The organism is Desulfoconvexum algidum (assembly GCF_055382125.1).
The window spans coordinates 1,129,243-1,149,873 of the sequence record NZ_AP042394.1 but is presented as its reverse complement, the minus strand read 5'-3'; the positions used below and the strand labels follow the sequence as shown (position 1 = coordinate 1,149,873).

The window sequence follows — 20,631 nt, the reverse complement described above, 5'->3', positions numbered from 1 at the left end:
TAACTTTGAGGAAGACTTCGTCTATATTTTCAATTATTTCTATAACTGGTTTTCGTCCAGCCCCCTTCTTTCGAGTTCTGTCTTTTACAACCATTTCCGGGTTTTTTATTTCAGAGATACCGCGAACTAAGGTATTTCTACTGCAACCAAAAAGTTCAACGATATACGCTTTTCCACCTCTCGGTAATTTTAACGCTTCTATTGCAGCATATGCTCGCCTGTCTTTTTCTGACAGCGTCAAATAAGTCTTTTTGATAAGTTTTTCAATTTCAGCAGGATAAGGTGACAATGGTTTTGGACCAGGTGTTCTTTTTTTTTTCATTAACGGTGCCTCTTAAATTTTTGATAAAGATTGCACCGTAACTATCTCATACTATAATGTAAAAGTCTAGATTTTTATAAGTAATTGATATTTCACGTTATTTTGATCTCCGGGTAGAAGCACCGGTTACCCGGCGCCCCCCCCCACAGAGCCGTACGAGCGGAATTCCCGCATACGGTTCCTCAGTTCCGACTCTTTTCACCAAGCCGAAAGCCAAACAGGTTTCCCCATATGGCGCATAACTTTGCTGTCCACCAGGCTAATACATTTTATGAACTATTCGTGGTTTAGGTAATGGGTACTGCGCTGAAAGATCTTCATATTGGACTTTCCCTTTTTGAGACCGTTGACACAGCCAGTACCTCCAGGCTCTCAGTGTGCTGTAATGTGCATTTGCAATAGCCTTGAAATTGCTAATTACTCCAAAATACTGGTAGTATCCCCTCAACTTGCTACATAGGGTTTTATACTGCGCTTTCAAGGATTTATGCCGATTCTTTTTACACCATTCCCATACACCTTTTTTGAAACGATGAAGACGTTTGCTGGCTGTTTTCTTCATAATTACCCAATAACCCCGACGTGACATTCCCAAGTAAAAGGTGAATCCCAGAAAGTCAAATGTACCCGACTTTTCAACCTGATCATTCTTCTTACCCGGTCGAGCAAAGCGTAATAGCTTTGTCTTGTCTGGATGGAGTTCCAGGCCATACCGGTCAAACCTTTTCCTCATTGCTTCTAAAGCCCTTCTTGCATCAGATTCCAATTCAAAACCTGCTATGAAATCATCTGCAAACCTGATCAAAAAACTACGCGCTTTCATCCTCGGTTGTACTTCGCGAACGTACCAATCATCCAGCACGTAATGAAGAAAAATGTTACTCAATACAGGAGAAATCACACCTCCCTGTGGAGTGCCGGTATCTGATCGGTAGAGTCTTCCCTCTTCCATAACACCAGCTTTTAACCATTTTCCTATCAGACGTATTATCCCACCATCATTGACCCGCAACTTAAGAAAGTCTCTCAAATAGCCATGATCAATGTTGTCAAATAGCCCTGTAATATCTGCACTCAATATCCAATTAGTGTTTGTCCTTATGCACTCTTCCCGTAACTCCTTAATTGCCATGTGTTGATTGTGTCCGGCACGAAATCCATGAGAAAAGTTATAAAAATTTGGCTCATAGATCACGCTAAGTATCATTTCCACTGCTTTTTGAGCTACTTTATCCTCAAAAGCAGGAATACCGATCGGTCTCTGTTTGCCGTTTTCCTTTTCTATCCAGATTCGTTTTACAGGTGTTGCAGCGTATTGACCTCTGCACAATCGCTGATGTAGATTATAGAGGTTTTGATCAAGGTCAACTGCATAGCTTAATGCCGTTACCTTGTCCACACCTGCTGCACTACTTTTCTTGACCCTGCGGAATGCTTCATGCAACATAGCCAGATCAAGTCTGTGAGCCAGTGACGTAAAAGTCATTTCCGGATGTTTCCTTGCCAGTATAGCAATCCCGCTCAGAGATGCATCTCCCACCAATATAGGTGGACTGCCCTTACTTTCAGAGCCAGAGTTGGCACTATTTGTTCTGTGAGTGACCTGTTTCTCAATTGTACGGTTTTGCGTTGATATGGTTTGTGATCTCTGCGTATCTCCCATAATTCCTTCCATACTTACGTTATGCCCAACTTCTCCTTCCCTACAGTGGGTCGCTTGGACGTCACTTCCCCACCTTCTCGATCAGGTACAGTACTCTGATCATCGGTACTATGATCCGCTAAGACTGCCCAAAGTCCATCTCAGGTTTGTTCGCTGTTCACTTTCCGCCCCTGATACCATGCATGTTCAACTTGTTTGTGATTCCAAAAGGCATCCCGAGGATGACTTTTAGACTTATTCAAGGGGTGTTGAACAATCGCCTTGAATACCGGGAAAATTTTGATTAAGGCTTTCCTAAACCTTCATTGTACAGGGAAACTTTGGGCTCTCTCAAGTTCCCGAGTTACCCCTTTGAATACATGCCCTGGTCTGGGACTACGGTGGTGTCCGCCTTGCTTGTCATAGCGCTCAGAGGACTGCTGCCTTCCATCATATATAAAACGTCGGCTTTCATTCTTCATTTTATTTGAAAAAAATCAGAATTTATCCATTGACCACAATAAAATTCTTTTCGAAGCTCAATACAGGGCCTACATTCTTGATCCAGTCCGGCTCAGGACTCCCGTTGCCGGGCTTACCCTCGGACCTTCCTATTGATCTGCTGACTAAGCTTTGATCAAGTGGGACTTACACCCACTGGGTAACAATAACAAATTTCAAAGAGTTTATTTCCTCCTTTCCCGATGTTCCGGGCTTAGCTTGACGCAAATGTAATTGAATTTTTATTCCTTAGCCGAAAAATAATTGTATCTTTTTCACTATTGGGCAACCCACCTATCCAGATTTTTAGTTTTTGATCGTTTTGAACCAATTTTTGTTCTGCAATACTGTTTTCAGCGGATAGCAGTCTGAATCAGGATCTGTTTGCGCTCTTTGAGAAGCTGGATCTGCTTTTCCCTGATGGCAATGGCCTGGTCGATTTTTGTGGTTTTGCAGTCGAGGAAATTTGCGATGGCGGTTTGTTCTTCAGGGGATGGTACTAAAAATGGAATAGACTTCATTCTTGTTTTGGACAAATCCCATTGTCCAATGCGAACACCATCTGATGCACTCCCAAAGAACGAAATATAAAGTCTACTGCGTATTGCAATACTAAAGTAATTGGGAATAATTTCTTTAATGAAGGAAAAGACATAATATGCTGGACTGACTATATCCGGTGTCTTCATCTTGCTGACCATTTCCATTAAGAACAGGAGCTGGCCGTCGCTGGATCTGGGTGCGGCATCCGCATCCTGGGGCTGGCACCAATAATCTTTAAGGGTGACCTTAAACCGCGGATCAATGACGTTGGCCCCATCCTTGATAAATTTCTGTTCACTGGCCCAGCTTTTCCCATAGGGCGGGTTGGAGAGCATGAAATCAAAACTTGTACCTGCAAACTCATCCGTGGAAAGGGTTGAGTTGGGGCGGATAAAGCCGGGATCATTTCCCTTGTGCTTGTATCACATCCCTTAACTGCGGACCAGCCACTTCCAGTGCGAGATTGATAATATCCTGGATATTTTTCCGGCTGTAGTTGGTACCCAGCCAAAAGCCAGGCACCACTTCAACCGAGAACTGCTCAACCAGGTCCGGCCGTCCCGGGTAAAGGTCTGTTCTGTCCTTTGAAAGATACCATCTTTTTCGGCAAGTTCTGAAATATCCAGTTCTAAAAGATCAATTTTATACACCCTTCGTTCATCATATCTGCCCTGTTCACCAGGAAGGTAAAAACTCCATTCCTGGCCGTCCGTCAAAATAGAAAGGTTCTCGACAAGGTGTTTCAGGAAAAGATACGGATAAGCGTCACTTATTTGATCAAACGCCATCTGAACAGACCTAAAATCAGGATCTGCGGACACTTGCACCTGGTATGCGACTGCATCCGGCACATTCAACCACTCAAGTGCAACGGTTTTTTTTCTAAACTCCTCACCTTCCAATGGTTTCTGAATAAACGGGGGCAATGAATTCACCCGTATTCGAAACGCCGCCGCTTTTGACGGCAGACCTTCCAGGCCGTCACTGTCAATACTGCTGGCCTGGCAGTAATAGGCGCCATCTTCAAATATAATTTCAACCGCACTTTCGATACCGGTTTTAATCTGGCTTCCCTGGCTTACGGTCCCATCACAAGGTCAGATATAAAAAAAACAAACAGCAGGGAAAATAAACCCATTGTCTACATCAGGTGTGAATTAATGAAAAGGTGAACCAGAATGCTGGCCGCATAGCCAAGCATTATAACCGGCATCCATTTAAAATGGGCACCAAAGGTATAGATCCCCCTGGCGCTTCCCATCAGGGCGACACCTGCAGCAGATCCTATGGAAAGAAGACTTCCGCCCACACCGGCCGTCAGGGTCACCAGGAGCCACTGGCCATGGGACATGGCAGGATTCATTTTGAGGACGGCAAACATCACCGGAATATTGTCAACAACGGCCGAGAGCCCCCCCACAATGATGTTTGCGGCTGTGGGACCGAGGTCTCCGTACATAAAGGTGGAGACCAGGCCAAGATAACCAAATTGGCCAAGGCCGCCAACACAAAGGGTCACCCCGTAAAAAAAAAGTAGGGTGTCCCACTCTGCCCTGGAGATGCTCTCCATGATGTCAAAAAAGGTCTTTGTCTCCTGGCCCTCGTCCATATCCTCGATGATTTCGATAACCCCTGCCACCTGGCCATTTTCATCCTTGAGAGGAGCTGAAGCAAAATAGAGCCATCTCCCCTTCTCTCCAAGGGACGGGTCAAAATCCGACACCTCATAGGCAGAGTCAAGGAACTTGTTGGGCAAGTTTTTCCCGTGGTAAAACTTGTTGATCCGCTTTTTTGATCCGCTTTCCAAAACCATATCTGCAAGAAGTAGACGTTCTTGGGGATAAAAGGATTTCCACTGATCCCTTGTTCCAATCTTATCCTTAGCAGAAACGCCGGTCAAAGCCTCCATGGCAGAGTTCCAGTGGGTGATTACATGCTCCTTATTCAGGATAAAGGCAGGGGTTGGAAGGTCGTTAATGATCTCCGTGATCTGGGCATGGGTTTTATCCTGAAGAATAGACAAGGAGACCTTGATCGTGCTCTTTTTCCTGGCACCCAGAATGTTATCATAATAAAATATTCTTCCCTCTTTGCGCTTGATGTGGTAACTGAAAAAGCCCAGATATCCAAGGCCCAGCATCATGCCGGCTGCAGGGGGAAGGTGGAGAAAATTATAAAAGCTGACGGCCGTGATAATGGTCAAAAGAAAAAGGCCTATCATAACCCTGGCACCGTATTTCATTTCAACCTTTTCGTTCAGCACCTTTGGAGACGTCTTATCAACGGCAAAGCTCATGCATATGGCAGGCACCAGCCAATTGCTAAGGGCGGGAAGAAAAAGATCAAAAAATTGGAAAAAATTCACCTTTCCATTCTGCCACACCATCAGGGTCGTGATGTCTCCAAACGGCGAGTAAGCACCTCCGGCATTGGCCGCAATAACGATATTGATACATGACAGGGCAACAAATTTCTTGTTGTCACCGCCAACGGACATGATTACCGCACCCATGAGAAGTGCTGTGGTAAGGTTATCGGCCACAGGAGAGATCACAAAAGCCAGCAATCCCGTGATCCAGAACAGAACCCGCAGGGAGAATCCCTTTGACACCAGAAAAGCCCTCAAGGCCTGAAAGACCATCCGCTCCTCCATGGCGTTGATGTAAGTCATGGCGGATAGCAAAAAAAGCAACAACTCTGCATACTCAAGCAGACTGTCCTTGATCGCTTCGTGGGCCGTATGGATATCCCCAATACTGATATAGGCAAGGGCCACCAGAATCCAGATAATGCCGGCAGCAAGGAGCACAGGCTTGCTCTTGCGAAGATGAATAATATTCTCAAGGGGCACCAGAAGATAAGCTGCCACAAAAAACCCGATGCCCAGGTATCCATAAATGGTTCCTGTAAAATCGATCAGTTCAGATGGGCCAGGCATTCCGGTCGAGGCCAAGGCCAGAACCGGGATAGCCAAAAGGCCAGGCAACAGACAAAACACTTTTTTCATATTCAGACTTCCTTTTCAATTCCAGCTCCCCTGGTAAACCAGCAGTGCTGTTTATTCGATATTTTATAAAAAAGCAACACTTTTAGTTCAGGCAAAACTCGCTGACGCTCAAATTCCAATTTTTGATAAATGGTATTGATTTTTTTTTAAAGTTGGCTTGTGAGATCACCTGTGAGCGATACTCAAAATCTGCTCCATTCTAATAATCTTTCATACTTTTCTTGACAAAAAAGAAGTTTTGATCATACAAACCACGGGTGGAAAATTATCCTTTAGAAAAAAAGATGAAAAGATAAGCGGGCAACCTGCGCGATGAATGATGAAACCAGATATGAATAGAAAATTTTCAAACATATTAATTTTTAAAAGTGGATTGGTCGGCCTTCTTTCCGGTTTGGTCGGGGCTCTATTTCATACTTGTATTAACCAAGCAGATAGCTGGCGAAAAACCTTTGTTAATAATATTGACGGATCCATGGGCTTGCTGCTTCTTTTCATCGTGTTGACTTGTGTTGCCGTTGTTCTTTCTGTTTTTCTGGTTCGAAAATTTGCACCGGAGGCAGCAGGTTCCGGGATTCCACAGGTTGAAATCACTTTAAAAGAAAATAAAAAAATCCATTGGCAGCGAATTCTTCCTGTTAAATTTATCGGAGGGGTTCTGGCCATAGGTTCCGGCCTTGTCCTTGGCAGGGAAGGGCCGACAATTCATATGGGAAGCGCCTTTGGTGATATGGTTGGAACACCCCATGATAGATTTCAGCATCATGTTCTGGTGGCAGCAGGGGCTGCTGCCGGGCTTGCCGCTGCTTTTAATGCTCCCCTTGCCGGGCTCATTTTTGTTACAGAAGAGATGCGGGACCATTTCGAATATAATTTTCAATCCCTTATGGCTGTAATATTTGCCAGTTGTATATCCGTCACAGTGGTGCAAATTTTAAATGGCCATCAACCAGACATCCTAAATGCCTCTTTTCAAGCTCCTAAACTTGCAACCTTGCCGCTATTTGCAATTCTTGGCGTGATTTTTGGGCTGCTTGGCACCTTGTTTAATAATCTTATGCTTAAAGGGGTCCTGTTCAGTAAAAAGCAAAAAGGACTCAAACCATATCTGCTTGCCCTTATTATTGCTTTAACTATTACAATTGTCGGATGTTTCCTGCCCAGTGCGGTAGGTGGTGGTCATGCGGCCCTTGAGCTTGCTTTGCACCATGAGTTCAGTACAATAATTTTACTGGCTTTATTTTTTCTTCGTTTTTTGTTTACAATTTTTTCATATGCCATTGGCACCCCGGGTGGTATTTTTGCACCCATGTTAGCGATAGGGACATTCCTGGGGCTTTGGTACGGTCAGTTTGCCGTGGCGTTTTTCCCTGCTTTGGTTGAACATCCCGGGATATTCGCCATTGGCGGCATGGGCGCTTTGTTTGCTGCCACAGTGCAGGCTCCCATTACCGGTATTATTCTCGTTGTGGAAATGACCCGAAGCTATGAACTGATCCTTCCCCTGATGGTGACATGCCTCAGTGCAAGTCTTGTGGCAAATCGTTTGGGGGGGAAACCGATTTACTCTCAGTTGGCAAAAGCGGGATCGGTGGACTCGGTGAATCCAATGGATTCAAAAAATCCATAAAAAGGATTCCCTTATCAGTCCAAAATATCAAGGGCATAGAAATGGCCCTTTGTGCCCGTTTTTCTATTATTTTAATCGGTGGTTCTTTTCCCTTGCAGCAGTATCCTGATTATAAAAACCTGCAAGAATATCATATAGCTCTTTATGATTTTTTTTCATTTTAAGGGGTTTATCAAAAAAATATTCAGTTGCCACGGCAAAAAACTCAGCTTCATTCGTAGCCCCGTAGGGATCAAGGAATGTAGGTTTCCCCTTTTGTGATTTTTCAATTAATGAATTAAATTCCCTTGAGCACACCCTTGACCAGGATTCGTATGATTTTTTATCATGGAGAGCGGGGACACCATCGGCATGTCCGTCAAGCATATCAAGAATATGTGAAAACTCATGGTAAACGACGTTATGACCGTTTTCAGGATGGCGGGCTCCTTTTTTGACCGCATCCCAAACAAGAATGACAGGACCCCGTTTAAATGCCTGGCCAGAAATAGCCACTTCAGATCTGACAAGAAAAGGAGCGGTAGAAAACATACTTTGCCTTGCCTCCGGCACAACCACGGTTGATGGATAAACAAAAATTGTGTGCAAATTTCTATATAAATCATGGGGCAGCCCAAGCAGCAGCATGCACGCTTCAGCTGAGATCACAACACGGATTTCATCTGTGACTTCAAGTCCGTTACAACCCGTAAATATTTTTTCTTCTGCAAACACCTGGACCAATTGTTCAAGATGAATGCGTTCTTCATCATTTAAAAACAGATAATGCAGGACATGTTTTTGAAGGGTCAATCTCCATTCTGCAGGAAAATCTTTTTCAAGAATTTTTTTTCGACGATGATCAGCTATCCAACGAAACATTATGTAATTTCCTTTATTTTTACTAAAAAGAAGCGTTAATCTTTATGGGGTACTAATATTAGTATCATGACAATTAATTTTTTAATTGTTTTTTTTCCCATCGCTTAAAGAAATATTCAAATCCATAGGCAAGAATAAAAATTGCGACAACTACAATTACTCCCAAAAGGTTAGTTGTGTATTGTTGAAACAAAAGTGCAATTAATGCTGTGATACTAATGATTGTAAATCCAATTTTGCCCAGCATAGGATCGGAAGCCACAGCCAATACATACTCCTGTGCCTCTCCGATTTTATCGAAGGAAACAGAACCAACGGTAATTATTGCAAATAGTACATACAAAATCACAACACTGATCGACACCCATGTCGGTGCGGAGATACTGACCCATGAGGGCGATTTAACCATTTTTGGAGTTGATCACCTTCCACCAGAAAAGATGCACGCACAGAAGATAATCAATATCCCGGGCAAGGGAATCAACCGTTCTCGCAGCCTGAATCAGATGGATGGTCCCCAAAAAGTCGTTCATTCGCCAAAGTAAGTTCCCGCCAAGCCAAAAAATCCCCCAAAATACCTTTGGACGGGTGTACGAAGGTATTTTGGGGGATGTACAGGAAAAACAGGCGCTCTCTTTTCTCCATGGGTTAAATCGAAATTTTTCCCTGGTACAGGGTAACCCCCGGCGGAATTTTGTCCAGGGAAAAGCCCTTGGGTTTGGTCATTCTCGGGTCATCAAAGATGGTTTTCAACAGCTGTTCTCTGTGATCCGGGTGGGAAATACTGGCAATGGCAAGCCCCTTGAAGCCGGTGGGCAGATCCCTTAAATCAGCGATACCGTATTCGGTCACAATCACCACCCCGTCGTAGGCAGACGCGGTCAGGGTGATGCCCGAAGGACAGGCCGGAACGATTTTTGATTTACCTCGGTTGGTAATGCTTTTCATGGCAATGATGGGAGTGCCGTATCGTTTATGACTCAGGGCTCTGACAAAGTCAGGTTGCCCGCCCACCCCGCCGTAATACCGTGAGGGGTCGATAAAATCTGCCCAGACATTGCCGCTCAAATCTACCCCAATGGCGGTGTTGACGGAAAGGAAGGGGCCGCAGGCCTGAATTTTCAGGGCGGAGTTGGTATACATGCACGGCCGCATCTGGACCTGGGATCGCATATTCACATAGTCATAGAGGTCCTGGGAGCCCATGATCAGGCTGGTGGTACTATAGCCTGTATTTATTTTCTTGGCCTTGTTGGTGATGATCCCTTTTTTCTGAAGATACATGAGGCCATCCCCATAGAGTTCAGTCTGGGTCCCCAGGTTTTTGTAGCCCGAGGTGGCAATGGTCCCCACCACAGCGTCGGGAATTTTGCCCAGGCCCACCTGGAGGGTCATGCCATCCTCTAAAAAGTGTTCGGTGATCATCTCTCCGATGCGGCGTTCTTCATTGCCAAGATTTTCAAAATCAGGCGCATCAAATGTATAGACCGGCTGGATATCCTTTTCAATCAAATAGTCAATATCCTGGGCTGAGATGACGCTTTGTCCCTGGGTAAAGGGCATGGACGGATCCAGTTCGGCAATGACAAGGGTGGCAGTCTCAAGGGCGGCGTGGATGGCATCCACAGAAAGTCCCATGCTGTACTCACCGGTTTGGTCGTTTTTTCTCACCTTCATGATCACCAGGTCAATTTCATATCCACATCCTTTGCCCATGAGTCGGTCCATATTGCCAAGGGTACAGGGCAGGTAATAGGCACGGCCTTCATCGGCGGCTCGTCTGACATCCCCCACGGAAAAGATGGAATAGGCCTTTATGCGGTCCTGGAGCCCCTCTTCCACATAGGGAACCGGTCCTTGAAGCAGGATATGGATCATCTTCATGAAGGGAAGTTGCCCAGCATCATTTTTAATAAAATCGGTTAATGCCTCAATGCTGGCGGTGGGGGTGGCGGAATTGGATCCGATATAGCAATTGATGTTTTCCCGGTTTCCCAGGTGTTCCATGATTTTCTCACCGATCTCTTTTAATTTTATGATGGCGGGTGGTCTGTTCATATGATTCCTCTTGTCTGTTTTTCAGAATGCAAGACTACGCATAATTTATGACAAAACAGGCTTGATTTTTTTATGGGGGGTTCATGATCGATTTTGATTTCATTACATAGCATTCTGATTTTCAGTATATAGCGGAAAATAAAATGGAGCAAGATGGAATTTTCCAGACAGATCAAGGCCAGGGGTTAGTGATCAATCCTCGGCCTTGACCCGGTACCAGGCGGCATACATGCAGGGCAGCACCAGAAGGGTCAGGATGGTGGCACCGAAAAGCCCGCCGCCAATGGATACGGCCATGGGACCCCAGAATTGATCCAGGGCCAGTGGGAGCATCCCTAAAATGGCGGCCGCGGCCGTTAGCATGATGGGGCGGAAGCGCAGCACGGCCGCATTGATGACGGCATGGTAGCGGGTCTCCCCGGCCCTGAGCTGCCGGTGAATCTGGTCCATGAGGATGACCGAGTTACGGATAATGATGCCGGACAGCGCCAGAATGCCTAACTGGGCCAGAAATCCCATGGGCATGTGAAAGGTCAGAAGCGAGGCTATGACCCCAATGATACCTAAGGGCGCCGTCAACAGAGTCAAAATTACACCTGAGATATCCTGAAGCTGGATCATCAGAATGATGACAATGATCATGAACATGGCCGGGGCCATGGCAAGAATAAAGGCTGTGGCCTGGCGGCTGCGTTCGGTAATGCCGCCGATGTCGATGTCATAGCCCTGGGGAAGATCTTTTCTGACCTGTTTGAGAGCCGAGTAAACAGCCAGTGTTTCATCGTTGCCCGTGGTGCCGGCAACGGTTTCGGCCTGGACAGTGATGGTGGGGGTGAGATTCCGCCGCCATATCAGCCCCTCTTCAGTACCAAAGCTGATGAAGGCGATCTGCTCTAAGGGGATGCTGCGTCCCTGGCCAATATATATGGGCAAAGTTTTGATGTCCGACAACGACCGGCGGTCCGCCGCATCCAGACGCAGGTCAATTTCAACGGTTTTGTCGTTCTGCCGGAACTGGCTCACCGGAATGCCCGAAATCTGGGACTGGATCGCCAGGGCAAGATCTGTGCTGTTGATCCCCAAAACCCTTGCCTTGTCCTGATCAACGTTTAAGCGCAATATCTTGGTTTTTTCATACCAGTTGAAGTTGATATGGCGCAGGTGAGGATTTGCCGTCATCACACGGCCCACCTTTTGGGCGATCTTCCTGACCTTGCCGTAGTCCGGGCCTGAAACCCTTAGCATGACGGGGTAAGGCTCTGGCGGTCCAAGCTGCAGGGTCTTTAAATGGCCGCGCACCATGGGAAACGAGGTGTCAAGAATCCCCAAAATTTCCTTTTCAAGCTGTTTTCTCTGGTCCAGTCCCTTGGCCACGATGACGAACTGGGCAAAATTGGACCGGGGCTGGACCGGGTCAAAGGTGAGGACGAACCTGGGGGCGCCAAATCCCACGTAGCTGGCAAAATGGTCAATGTGGGGGCTGGACGCTATGGCCCTGGCAAAGGCCTGTGCCTGACGGTCCGTGGCTGCAATGGACGCCCCTTCGGGAAGGGTCAGCTCCACGACCAGCTCCGGGCGGACAGAGTTGGGAAAAAATTCGTGTTTGACGAATTTGAACCCATATACGGCGCATCCAAACCCGGCTGCGGTCAGGAGGAGAACAACGGTTTTGTGGTGCAGGCACCCCACCAGCACCCGTTTAAAGCCCCGGTAAAAGGCCTTGTCATAGATGTCCTCAGAATCCGTTGTTCCCTCGGGTTTTGATTTGATCAGGTAGCAGCCCAACAAGGGCGTAACCATGATTGAGACCACCCACGAGATGAGCAGGGCAATGGTGATGACCGGAAAGATGCTCTTGCAGAACTCCGCGGACATGCCTTTGGAAAAGCCGATGGGGGTAAATCCGGCACAGGTGATCAGGGTGCCGGCAAGCATGGGAAAGGCCGTGACAGTGTAGGCAAAGGCTGCGGCCTTTACCTTTTCCCATCCCTGTTCCAACTTCACGGACATCATCTCCACGGCAATGATGGCGTCATCCACCAAAAGGCCTAGGGAGATAATCAGGGCGCCCAGAGAGACCCGGTGAAGGTCAATGCCGGCCATTTTCATAACCAGGAAAGTGGCAGCCACCACCAGGGGGATGCACAGTGCCACCACCATGCCTGAACGCAACCCTAAGCTCAGGAAACTGACCACAAGGATGATGGCGATGGCCTCTGCCAGCGTTTTCACGAACTCGTCAATGGAATCTTTTACCACCCGGGGCTGGTTGGCCACCTGATGGATAAAAAAGCCCAGGGGCAGGTCCTTTTCCATGCGTGAAAAGGTTGTGTCAAGGGCCTGCCCAAGTTTCAGGACGTTGCCGCCCTTTTCCATGGACACGGCAATACCGATGGCGGGCGCCCCGTTATAGTACATCTTGGGATCGGCCGGGTCGGCATAGCCCCGTCGGATTTTTGCCATGTCCCCCAGGCGGAAGGTCCGGTCAAGGGCACGGATCGGCATGTTTTCCAGGGCCAAAAGGTCGTTAAAAAGCCCTGTAACACGCAAAAATACCTTGTCGTCAGCGGTTTCAAGCATGCCCGACGGCGTCATGGTGTTCTGTTTTTTGATCAACGCCGCCGCAAGCAAAGGATCAATGCCCAGCCGGGCCAGTTTTTGGCTGTCCATCTCGATGAATATTTTTTCGGGTTGTACCCCGATAAGTTCCACCTTTTTGACACTTTCCATGCGAAGCAGGGTCTGACGGATTTGTTCGGCCTGTACCCGAATTTCTTCGTAGGAGAACCCGTCAGAGGTCAGGGCGTAGATATTGCCATAGACATCATCGAACCGGTCGTTGAAATAAGGCCCGCGGATACCTTGGGGCAGATCGTCTTTCATATTGCTGACCATGTTGCGGACCTCAAGCCAGGTGGGGCGGATCTTTTCAGGGTTGATGGTCTCCTTGAGATGCACGAATATGACCGACTGCTGGGGCCTGGAATAGCTTTCCAGATAGTCCAGGCCCGGGGTGTCCTGGAGTCGTTTTTCGATCTTGTCCGTGACCTGCTGCTCCATGGAAACAGCCGATGCACCGGGCCATCCCACGGCCACAACCATCTCCCGGATGGTGAAGTCCGGGTCCTCCATGCGACCCATCTGCCCATAGGCAACGACACCGGCAACGGCCGAAAGGATGATGAAAAACCAGATGAGCTGCCTGTGGTTGAGGGACCACTTGGTCAGGTTAAAGTGGCTCATCGAACATCCTCTTTAACACGGATTTTATCACCGCAAAACAGCTTGTGAACGCCTGCAGTGACAATTTTCTCCCCAGGTTCAAGCCCCTGTTTCACCTCAATCCGGTCGGTGCCGTCTATGTCGCCCAGGACGACCTGCCGCTGTGTGACCCGATCTTCCTTGATGACCCACACGGTTGGATTTTCTGCTGTCTGGTAAACGGCTGAAATGGGAATCAAAAGCCTGCCGCGGACGGCCTCGTCCTGAATAACCGAGGCGGTCATGCCCAGTCTGATGCCCGGTGGGGGGCTGATCAGGGAAATTATAGCCCTGTAGGTCCGGGTAACAGGGTCAGCCACGGGGGAGATCACCCTGGCCTGCCCCTGGACCTCAACATCTTCCAGGGCCCAAAAGGTCACCTTGAACCGGGCGCCCCTGGCAAAGAAGGCAATCCGGTTTTCCGGGATATCAATGGCGACTTCCTTTTGCCCCCCTTTGGCCATGATCACCACGGGCTGGCCCGCCCCTACCACCTGCCCGGCTTCCGCGCGGACATCCAGCACCACCCCCGGGGCATCGGCCTTCAGATTACAATAAGAAAGCTGATTACTGGCCTGGGTGTGCTGGGCCCTGGCCTGTTTCACAAGGGACAGGGCCGAGTCGTGAGCGTTCTGGTACCGGTCCAGTTCAGCCTTGCTCATAAAATCTTGTTCATACAGGGCCTTAAACCGCCGGAGCTGATCCTCTGCCAGGGTGAACTGGGACTGGGCTGCGGCAAGCTGGGCACGGCTGGCGTCAACGGCCTGCCTGATATTGCTTGGATCCACCTGCATCAGGATATCCCCAGCCTTGACCACGCTTCCCGCATCCACACGGCGGGCAATGACTTTGCCCGGAACTCGAAAGGCCAGCCCGATTTCAAAACGGCCGATCACCTCGCCGGAATAAACATGGGACGGTTTGTCCAAAAGGCTGCCCACGGTCATGGCCTTGACGATGGGCAAGGAAGCCGGGACTGAAGCAATAGTTTCCTTCAGGGGATTGTTGCAACCGGCAACAAAGAGTTGAAACAGCAGCAAAAAAGGGATGCATCCTGCAATAATAGGGTTCTTCAAGAATCGGCACACAAAAATATACTCCTTCCAAGGGCCCGTTCCAATTTGGAAACGGAGATATTGTACATGCTCAAGGCACGGATATGGTTGGTTCTGGCCCGGGTCATGGAGACCTCGGCGTCCAGGCGTTCAAGGGAGGTGCTCAGGCCCACTTTGTACCGGGTCCGGGCGGCGTTCAGGGTTTCCTGGGCTGTGGCAATGGAACTTTGGGCCACCTCTACGGATTCCCGAGCGGCCTGGGCGTTCCGAAATGCTTGTTCCACCTTCAGTCGGATGCCCCGCTCAAGCTGCTTTTTAGCAATTTTGGCCTTTTGAAGTTCATGGCGGGCCAAGGCCACCTGATGGCTGACCCTGCCGTAATCGTAGAGTTTGAGGGTGGCCACAAGCCCCACCTCGGCAGAGGGTGCAATGTTTTCAGGTTCAAAGTGGTGGGCACTGCCCACAAGGGCCACCGTGGGCAGATGGCCGCTTAGGGCCAGGGCCACCTGATCTTCGGCCATCTGGATTCTGGCATCCATGGCAGAAAGTTCCGGGCGGCGGGCCAGGGCCTCTTGTGCAAGGGCGTTAAGGTCATCTAAAAAAAGGTCCAAAGGCGGCTGCCCCCCAAAGGTGTACTGGGTTGAAAAATCCACCCCCATGGTGTAGTTGAGGGCGGTTCTGGCAAGGGTGAAATTGTTAGCTGCAAGGAGCTGCTGCTGTTTCAAATCGGACAGCTTTTCTTTGGCCCTGAGTACGTCCAGTCTCGGCACGATTTCCATTCTGTGGTAAACTTTGGCCTCCTTGAGGTGATCTTCCATGCTGGCCACAGCATCGTTCAAGGCACGGGCCATCTGCTCGGTGAGCAGAACGGTGAAATAGGCTTTCTTAACGGCCAGGGCCAGATCCTGGTCCTCTTTTTTCAGGGTATACCTTGCATTGTCCCTTGCGGCCTCGGCCATCTTTTTGACGGCGGTCAGCCTGCCGCCCGTGTAGAGGGGCTGGGTCAGTTCCACGGCTATTCCATAATAGGTGCGGCTGTCGTCGGGCATGTCCATGGTCGAAACCAGGCCCGATGTTAAGGTGGACAGGGCATTGTTCAATTCTACCATCCCCTGTTCAAGCTGCACCAAGGTAGGCTGATCGTCGTACCGGTATATGCCGCTTTCAAGGGTCACCATGGGACCGAATGCACAAAGGGCCTGGGCCACACGATCCTGGGCAATGTCCACATCCCCCTTTGCCAATTTACGGGGCAAACTGTTTTCCATGGCGATTTGAACCGCCCTGTCCACTGTCAATGCTGGGGAGCTGTCGGCTAAGGCGGAGCAGTGACTGCCCAAGGCGAAAACCAGAACGGCAAAAGCAATGGTGTAACTATAATATTTCATGTGGTCTCTCATCTCATTTTTAGCAGGCGGTCCAGGGGCCTTTTATTTCCACAACCATGGGTAAGGGTTAAAATTAAACAAGCGGTTAAACTATTCAGTTCAACTGTTTTGTCAACTCACGAAACCATTTTTTTTTCATGGGACTGGAAAAAGGCATCTCCAAATAAACCCAAAACAGGTTTGACCACAAACAAATGTGATAAAACCTGTCAACGGCCCGGATCAGGGACTTAAAGGATAAGCCCCTGTCAGTGATTTTATTCTTCTATTTTACCTGTCTTTAGCCGTTTTTCAAAAATTGACTTTAATTTGTAAAGATCCTGCTGAACTTCAAATACACCATGCCAATGGGCATAGTCAGGTGCACCCATGGCACCCCCTTGTCTCATTCGTCTTCCCTCATGATGCCAGAGGTGATAGAGAATCTTTTGAAATTCATCATCCCAGGGATTGGCTTTCAGAAGTTTTTTCTCAGCAAGTTCCGTCTTCATGGCCAATGCCGGCTCCCAGTATCCTTCATTGTATAACTCGACATTGGCATCTGCCTGCTCAAAGAAATTGTCAGCATGCAAGGTACTGTGACAATTGCTGCAAACTGACTTCATTTTCTCTCGACCCTCAATACCTTCTCCGGTAAGTGGGTTCAAAGGATCAGATGAATTTCGAACAAGGGACTTGGGTAACCAAAGATTCCATTTGAGTCTCTCAGAGATATTATGGGTGGTCTCAAGGGCTCCGATGCCACTTATATGACAAACAGTACAGGTGGGTGCGCGATAGTCACCGGGTTCCCATGCATCAGGAGCGCTGGCGTAATTCCAGGTACTCCCCTCTGAGTTATAAATATGTCCGTGTTTACTATTATTAAAGATTTCAATATCCGGATGATCAGGACCAAGGTGGCAGGAGGCACATGCTGCTGGTTTTCTTGCTTCAGCAATACTAAACTTATGCCGTGTATGACAGACCGTACAATTACCCACTGAGCCATCAGGATAGGTAGTTCCGACACCGGCTGCCGGCCATGTTTCCTTGGTTGGCCTACCGTCTGCACCAAGTTTAAGCTCCGAGCCATGACATTGCATACACCCTGACATATCAGACGTGCTTTTAAATTTCTCTATCCCCTGACCTTCATGGGTGGCAATCAGAGACGTCATACCTTTGAAATTTCTTCCGTCGGGGGAGTGGTATTGAATACTTGCGCGGGCATGACCACTTTTACTGAATTGATCAACCTCTGAAGCATGGCATCTTCCACAGGTCTTTGGGGTAACAACCACAGACATGTAGACATCGGTTCCTTTCACACCAGGACAACTCTGGGAAGCCATTGGAGACCCCTTATCCACACCATGGCAATCAATACAGGAAACATTTACATGTCCATGACGGCTGTTCTTCCAGTCTGAGACAATGCCTGGCTGTTTTTGCGCATGACACTCAATGCACGTTTTCCCCTCGGCGGTTAATCCGCGTTCAACCTTTAAAGTTCTTACATCACTTTCCATTGCAAAAGCAGATGAAAAAGACCCCACAGTAAAGGCCATCACCAGCAATAATCTTAACATTTTTTCTCCCTCTAATTTTTTTTTGTCAGAAAATCTTTAATATGTTTATGACCCACATTCTCATGACATTTAATACAGGATGGGACTTTTCCTGACAAAAAGTCCTTATGCGCCAGGTATGCCTTGGGAATATCATAACGAATGACACTAAGGTCATGACATTTGAGACAACCAGAGGTGTAGGTAAAGTTTTCTTTATGCTTTAAATTATCAATCCAATCAAACGAATCGGCCCAGAAGATTTCTCCCAAAATATCTTTTGCTCCTGTATATGCCTTCGCCGTCACATAATGAAGGGCATTGTCGTGGGGCAGATGACAGTCTGCGCATTTCGCCGAGAATCCATTTTTATTATTCCCACCGTGAATATTCTCCTTATAAGCGAGCGCTGCCCCCTCCATGGAATGGCATGAGGAACAAAATTCCTGTCCGGATGTAAGTTCAATCATTTCGGCAGCCCCCAAGGACATGACAAGTCCTAGAATGACACCACAAAATATCAGTAACGTAATTTTCCTCATGGATTTCCCTGGTTATCAAAAAAGTGGAGAGGCAAAACATAATTTCGCAAATTTTATAAAGCTGTCCCTTTTACTTGTATTTACCTTAAAAGTAAAAGCTTATTTTAATATTTTTGAAAAAAAAGAAAATGCCTTAAATAAAAACCGAACAGCACTCCGATTCGCAGAGCAAAAGGGTCATTTGGAACGTCATTAAAAAATATCTCCAATCAAGTATGGCTGATAATGATGCCATACCCGGCGCCAATATTGCGGTACAGGCTTATGGAGACTTTCTCAATTTCAACCCTCATCTGCATGACAAAGGCCGGATTCGATCAATTTTGATTTTACGATTGCTTCAAAGATTTCCAATTTCTCATAAACATCTTTGGGGATATTTAAAATCGTTTTATTCCTCCTCAGGCCTGGAGGCATTAGTTTTCTATCTTACTTCTTCTCTGGTTCAGGAGCTTTGGAAGCCTTCATATTCCCCGTGTCAGTGTTTACCCTCATGACAGCGCTTGCAAGGGTAACATCTTTAATAGCGGCCATAAAGACGTCTCTTGTGACTTTCTCAGAGGGGTTTTTAAATTGCGGCTCAGCATCCAGGGCATAGACATTATAGATGTATGTCTTAAGGCCTGGCCCATGTGAACATGAAGGTTCAAAATCCGGCGTTCCATGTTCATTAAGACCAAGTTTTCCAAACTTTGAGTCTTTTACGCCAGCGTTTTGCGGAAGGCTGTGTGTTGTTGCAGGGATACCCCACATAATCCAGTAAAACTTGGCACCCTTTTCAGCGTAGTCTGGTGGTTTATGCCATACAACAATAGCAAATCCTTTTGTTCCTTTTGGTTCTCCGCTCCACTCGAGTGGTGGTGATTGACCAGAGAGGTTGCAGGTGTATTCAGCTGGTAATGTGCCGTTATCTTCACATGCTGCCCAGCTCCCGCTATCATTCTTATTTGCCGGTATTCTTAGCGTGAAGCAAGAGCTTTTACCTGGGCCATAGTAGGTGCCAGAGACTTTGTCGGTAAAATAACCTGGAGGTGCAGGGCCGGCACCGGTTTGCGCTATTCCGATGCTGGCAAATGTTATAGCCAGGAATGATACGGTAAAAACCATGGCACTGACGACACAAAAGTGTTTAAGCTGTTTTTTCATTTGTTTTTTCTCCTTACTTTTAAGAAATGGGGTTAGTGGGAATTTTTTCGACCTGTGCGGTTAATTTTACTCAGATTAACGAAATTGATGCAATAAGTATCGATAATTGTGAAAAATCAGTTTTGCGGACAGCACACCCGGCGATTCGTGAAGCCGTTTGCAAGCATCTTTCCAAAATTTCAAAAAAAAGCTTGTGGAAAAGTAGAAGCAAACCAGAAAATAATCCTTAATTCCCGACATTACAAAGTGGACGGAAAAGTTGGCAGATTCGAATTTTCAACTCACAGTGTTGTAAATGGAAACACCGAAAAAGAAGGTGCGGGTCTGATCAATTACATGGAGCGTAAAACAAAAACCATACTTTCACAGAACAATTTTACAGAAGATGGTTGTTATCAGGGAGACGATCAGACATATTTACAACACATACCAGCAAAGCTTGCTCAAAAAATGGTAACGAAAGCTGCTGAGAATTTTTCCGACAATTATGCTGTGGCCGACATTTTGAACAATCCCGTATATTATGAAGACCCTGAACAGACAGTCAACATATCCATTGATGACGTTAATGTAAAAAAACAGGAGGAGACGCGCGCTCGGAAAGACAATCCTGAAAAAAGGAGGCGTAAGTATGTTTATAATACTGTTGTTCACATTGGAAACGGCCAAGAAATCTATACATTAAATGGATACGGTATGAAAACGGTTTTAAGTTATCTGATAGCCTTTTTAATCAATAATGGATTACCGGGAAATCGATTTCAGTTTTTTACCGATGGTCACACAACATTGAATAAAACAATAATCAACTCTTTCCGCTGGTATAAGAATGTGGGAATCATCCTTGACTGGTACCATCTTGAGAAGAAGTGCAAGGAGCAACTAAGCATGGCCTTGAAAGGACGAGAAATTCGAAATCAGGTATTAATAATAACAGCTTTAAAAAGAAACAATGAAAGTAAGAAATGGTTTCAAAAAAGAGAACTCAGTTTTAAATTGGCTGCATAAACTTTTATCGGGTTAACCGAACAGGTCGGAATATTCAAGCTGTGCGCTTTTGTGTGGTACAGAACACACCCGATAAATCTTTTCGGATGGGTATTCAAGGATGTTCACCTGGATATT

17 protein-coding genes are annotated in these 20,631 nt (G+C 47.1%); 3 read left to right on the top strand and 14 right to left on the bottom strand.

Annotated features, from left to right (window positions below; all coding sequences use genetic code 11):
• Positions 1-581: 581 nt before the first annotated feature.
• From ltrA to nhaD, 4 genes are all read right to left on the bottom strand, one after another.
• Positions 582-1,985 (bottom strand): group II intron reverse transcriptase/maturase, encoded by a 1,404-nt coding sequence (gene ltrA, locus ACZ45G_RS05225; protein WP_464175697.1) that lies wholly within the window; start codon positions 1,983-1,985, stop codon positions 582-584.
• An 833-nt stretch (positions 1,986-2,818) separates the two neighbouring features.
• Positions 2,819-3,343, bottom strand: coding sequence for a hypothetical protein (locus ACZ45G_RS05220; protein WP_464175695.1), 525 nt, complete (start codon positions 3,341-3,343; stop codon positions 2,819-2,821).
• 96 nt (positions 3,344-3,439) lie between these two features.
• On the bottom strand, positions 3,440-3,934 hold the full coding sequence (locus tag ACZ45G_RS05215; RefSeq protein ID WP_464175693.1) for a hypothetical protein: 495 nt from the start codon (positions 3,932-3,934) through the stop codon (positions 3,440-3,442).
• Positions 3,935-4,149: 215 nt separating this feature from the next.
• Complete coding sequence (gene nhaD / locus ACZ45G_RS05210) at positions 4,150-6,015, bottom strand: sodium:proton antiporter NhaD (RefSeq protein WP_464175691.1); 1,866 nt, start codon at positions 6,013-6,015, stop codon at positions 4,150-4,152.
• A 331-nt stretch (positions 6,016-6,346) separates the two neighbouring features.
• On the opposite strand from nhaD, the gene clcA reads away from it, so the two are divergent.
• Positions 6,347-7,645 carry a H(+)/Cl(-) exchange transporter ClcA gene (gene clcA, locus ACZ45G_RS05205; protein ID WP_464175689.1) on the top strand — a complete coding sequence of 433 codons (1,299 nt, stop codon included), beginning with the start codon at positions 6,347-6,349 and terminating at the stop codon, positions 7,643-7,645.
• Between the two features lie 66 nt (positions 7,646-7,711).
• Here the strand turns inward: clcA and ACZ45G_RS05200 are convergent, their stop codons facing one another.
• From ACZ45G_RS05200 to ACZ45G_RS05160, 9 genes are all read right to left on the bottom strand, one after another.
• Complete coding sequence (locus ACZ45G_RS05200; RefSeq protein ID WP_464175687.1) at positions 7,712-8,506, bottom strand: M90 family metallopeptidase; 795 nt, start codon at positions 8,504-8,506, stop codon at positions 7,712-7,714.
• Positions 8,507-8,579: 73 nt separating this feature from the next.
• The gene (locus ACZ45G_RS05195) at positions 8,580-8,915 is read right to left on the bottom strand and encodes a hypothetical protein (RefSeq protein WP_464175685.1); all 336 of its coding nucleotides are present in this window, start codon (positions 8,913-8,915) and stop codon (positions 8,580-8,582) included.
• On the bottom strand, positions 8,908-9,039 hold the full coding sequence (locus ACZ45G_RS05190) for a hypothetical protein (protein WP_464175683.1): 132 nt from the start codon (positions 9,037-9,039) through the stop codon (positions 8,908-8,910). Before ACZ45G_RS05190 ends, ACZ45G_RS05195 begins: the two co-directional genes overlap by 8 nt.
• A gap of 115 nt (positions 9,040-9,154) precedes the next feature.
• A complete protein-coding gene (locus ACZ45G_RS05185; RefSeq protein ID WP_464175681.1) occupies positions 9,155-10,564 on the bottom strand; it encodes an acetyl-CoA hydrolase/transferase family protein in 1,410 nt (469 codons plus the stop codon).
• A gap of 192 nt (positions 10,565-10,756) precedes the next feature.
• Complete coding sequence (locus ACZ45G_RS05180) at positions 10,757-13,807, bottom strand: efflux RND transporter permease subunit (RefSeq protein WP_464175679.1); 3,051 nt, start codon at positions 13,805-13,807, stop codon at positions 10,757-10,759.
• Complete coding sequence (locus ACZ45G_RS05175) at positions 13,804-14,865, bottom strand: efflux RND transporter periplasmic adaptor subunit (protein WP_464175677.1); 1,062 nt, start codon at positions 14,863-14,865, stop codon at positions 13,804-13,806. Before ACZ45G_RS05175 ends, ACZ45G_RS05180 begins: the two co-directional genes overlap by 4 nt.
• A gap of 32 nt (positions 14,866-14,897) precedes the next feature.
• The gene (locus ACZ45G_RS05170) at positions 14,898-16,268 is read right to left on the bottom strand and encodes a TolC family protein (RefSeq protein ID WP_464175675.1); all 1,371 of its coding nucleotides are present in this window, start codon (positions 16,266-16,268) and stop codon (positions 14,898-14,900) included.
• A gap of 257 nt (positions 16,269-16,525) precedes the next feature.
• Positions 16,526-17,839, bottom strand: coding sequence for a multiheme c-type cytochrome (locus ACZ45G_RS05165; protein ID WP_464175673.1), 1,314 nt, complete (start codon positions 17,837-17,839; stop codon positions 16,526-16,528).
• 11 nt (positions 17,840-17,850) lie between these two features.
• Positions 17,851-18,309 carry a cytochrome c3 family protein gene (locus ACZ45G_RS05160; RefSeq protein WP_464179877.1) on the bottom strand — a complete coding sequence of 153 codons (459 nt, stop codon included), beginning with the start codon at positions 18,307-18,309 and terminating at the stop codon, positions 17,851-17,853.
• Positions 18,310-18,322: 13 nt separating this feature from the next.
• On the opposite strand from ACZ45G_RS05160, the gene ACZ45G_RS05155 reads away from it, so the two are divergent.
• The gene (locus tag ACZ45G_RS05155) at positions 18,323-18,556 is read left to right on the top strand and encodes a hypothetical protein (protein ID WP_464180069.1); all 234 of its coding nucleotides are present in this window, start codon (positions 18,323-18,325) and stop codon (positions 18,554-18,556) included.
• A 233-nt stretch (positions 18,557-18,789) separates the two neighbouring features.
• On the opposite strand, the gene ACZ45G_RS05150 is transcribed toward ACZ45G_RS05155, so the two are convergent.
• Positions 18,790-19,506, bottom strand: a complete 717-nt coding sequence (locus tag ACZ45G_RS05150; RefSeq protein WP_464175671.1) for a YbhB/YbcL family Raf kinase inhibitor-like protein — start codon at positions 19,504-19,506, stop codon at positions 18,790-18,792.
• Positions 19,507-19,653: 147 nt separating this feature from the next.
• Here ACZ45G_RS05150 and ACZ45G_RS05145 point away from each other — a divergent pair, with 147 nt between their 5' ends.
• Entirely contained in the window at positions 19,654-20,514 is an 861-nt protein-coding gene (locus ACZ45G_RS05145; protein WP_464175669.1) for a hypothetical protein, read from the top strand.
• Positions 20,515-20,631 lie beyond the last annotated feature (117 nt).

What these genes read in the sequence shown, in the direction of transcription:
- ltrA (WP_464175697.1), bottom strand. Translation starts at nt 1,985, where the DNA reads ATGGGAGATACGCAGAGATCACAAACCATATCAACGCAAAACCGTACA.
- ACZ45G_RS05220 (WP_464175695.1), bottom strand. Translation starts at nt 3,343, where the DNA reads ATGCTCTCCAACCCGCCCTATGGGAAAAGCTGGGCCAGTGAACAGAAA.
- nhaD (WP_464175691.1), bottom strand. Translation starts at nt 6,015, where the DNA reads ATGAAAAAAGTGTTTTGTCTGTTGCCTGGCCTTTTGGCTATCCCGGTT.
- clcA (WP_464175689.1), top strand. Translation starts at nt 6,347, where the DNA reads ATGAATAGAAAATTTTCAAACATATTAATTTTTAAAAGTGGATTGGTC.
- ACZ45G_RS05200 (WP_464175687.1), bottom strand. Translation starts at nt 8,506, where the DNA reads ATGTTTCGTTGGATAGCTGATCATCGTCGAAAAAAAATTCTTGAAAAA.
- ACZ45G_RS05195 (WP_464175685.1), bottom strand. Translation starts at nt 8,915, where the DNA reads ATGGTTAAATCGCCCTCATGGGTCAGTATCTCCGCACCGACATGGGTG.
- ACZ45G_RS05190 (WP_464175683.1), bottom strand. Translation starts at nt 9,039, where the DNA reads ATGAACGACTTTTTGGGGACCATCCATCTGATTCAGGCTGCGAGAACG.
- ACZ45G_RS05185 (WP_464175681.1), bottom strand. Translation starts at nt 10,564, where the DNA reads ATGAACAGACCACCCGCCATCATAAAATTAAAAGAGATCGGTGAGAAA.
- ACZ45G_RS05180 (WP_464175679.1), bottom strand. Translation starts at nt 13,807, where the DNA reads ATGAGCCACTTTAACCTGACCAAGTGGTCCCTCAACCACAGGCAGCTC.
- ACZ45G_RS05170 (WP_464175675.1), bottom strand. Translation starts at nt 16,268, where the DNA reads ATGAAATATTATAGTTACACCATTGCTTTTGCCGTTCTGGTTTTCGCC.
- ACZ45G_RS05165 (WP_464175673.1), bottom strand. Translation starts at nt 17,839, where the DNA reads ATGTTAAGATTATTGCTGGTGATGGCCTTTACTGTGGGGTCTTTTTCA.
- ACZ45G_RS05160 (WP_464179877.1), bottom strand. Translation starts at nt 18,309, where the DNA reads ATGTCCTTGGGGGCTGCCGAAATGATTGAACTTACATCCGGACAGGAA.
- ACZ45G_RS05155 (WP_464180069.1), top strand. Translation starts at nt 18,323, where the DNA reads ATGACACCACAAAATATCAGTAACGTAATTTTCCTCATGGATTTCCCT.
- ACZ45G_RS05150 (WP_464175671.1), bottom strand. Translation starts at nt 19,506, where the DNA reads ATGAAAAAACAGCTTAAACACTTTTGTGTCGTCAGTGCCATGGTTTTT.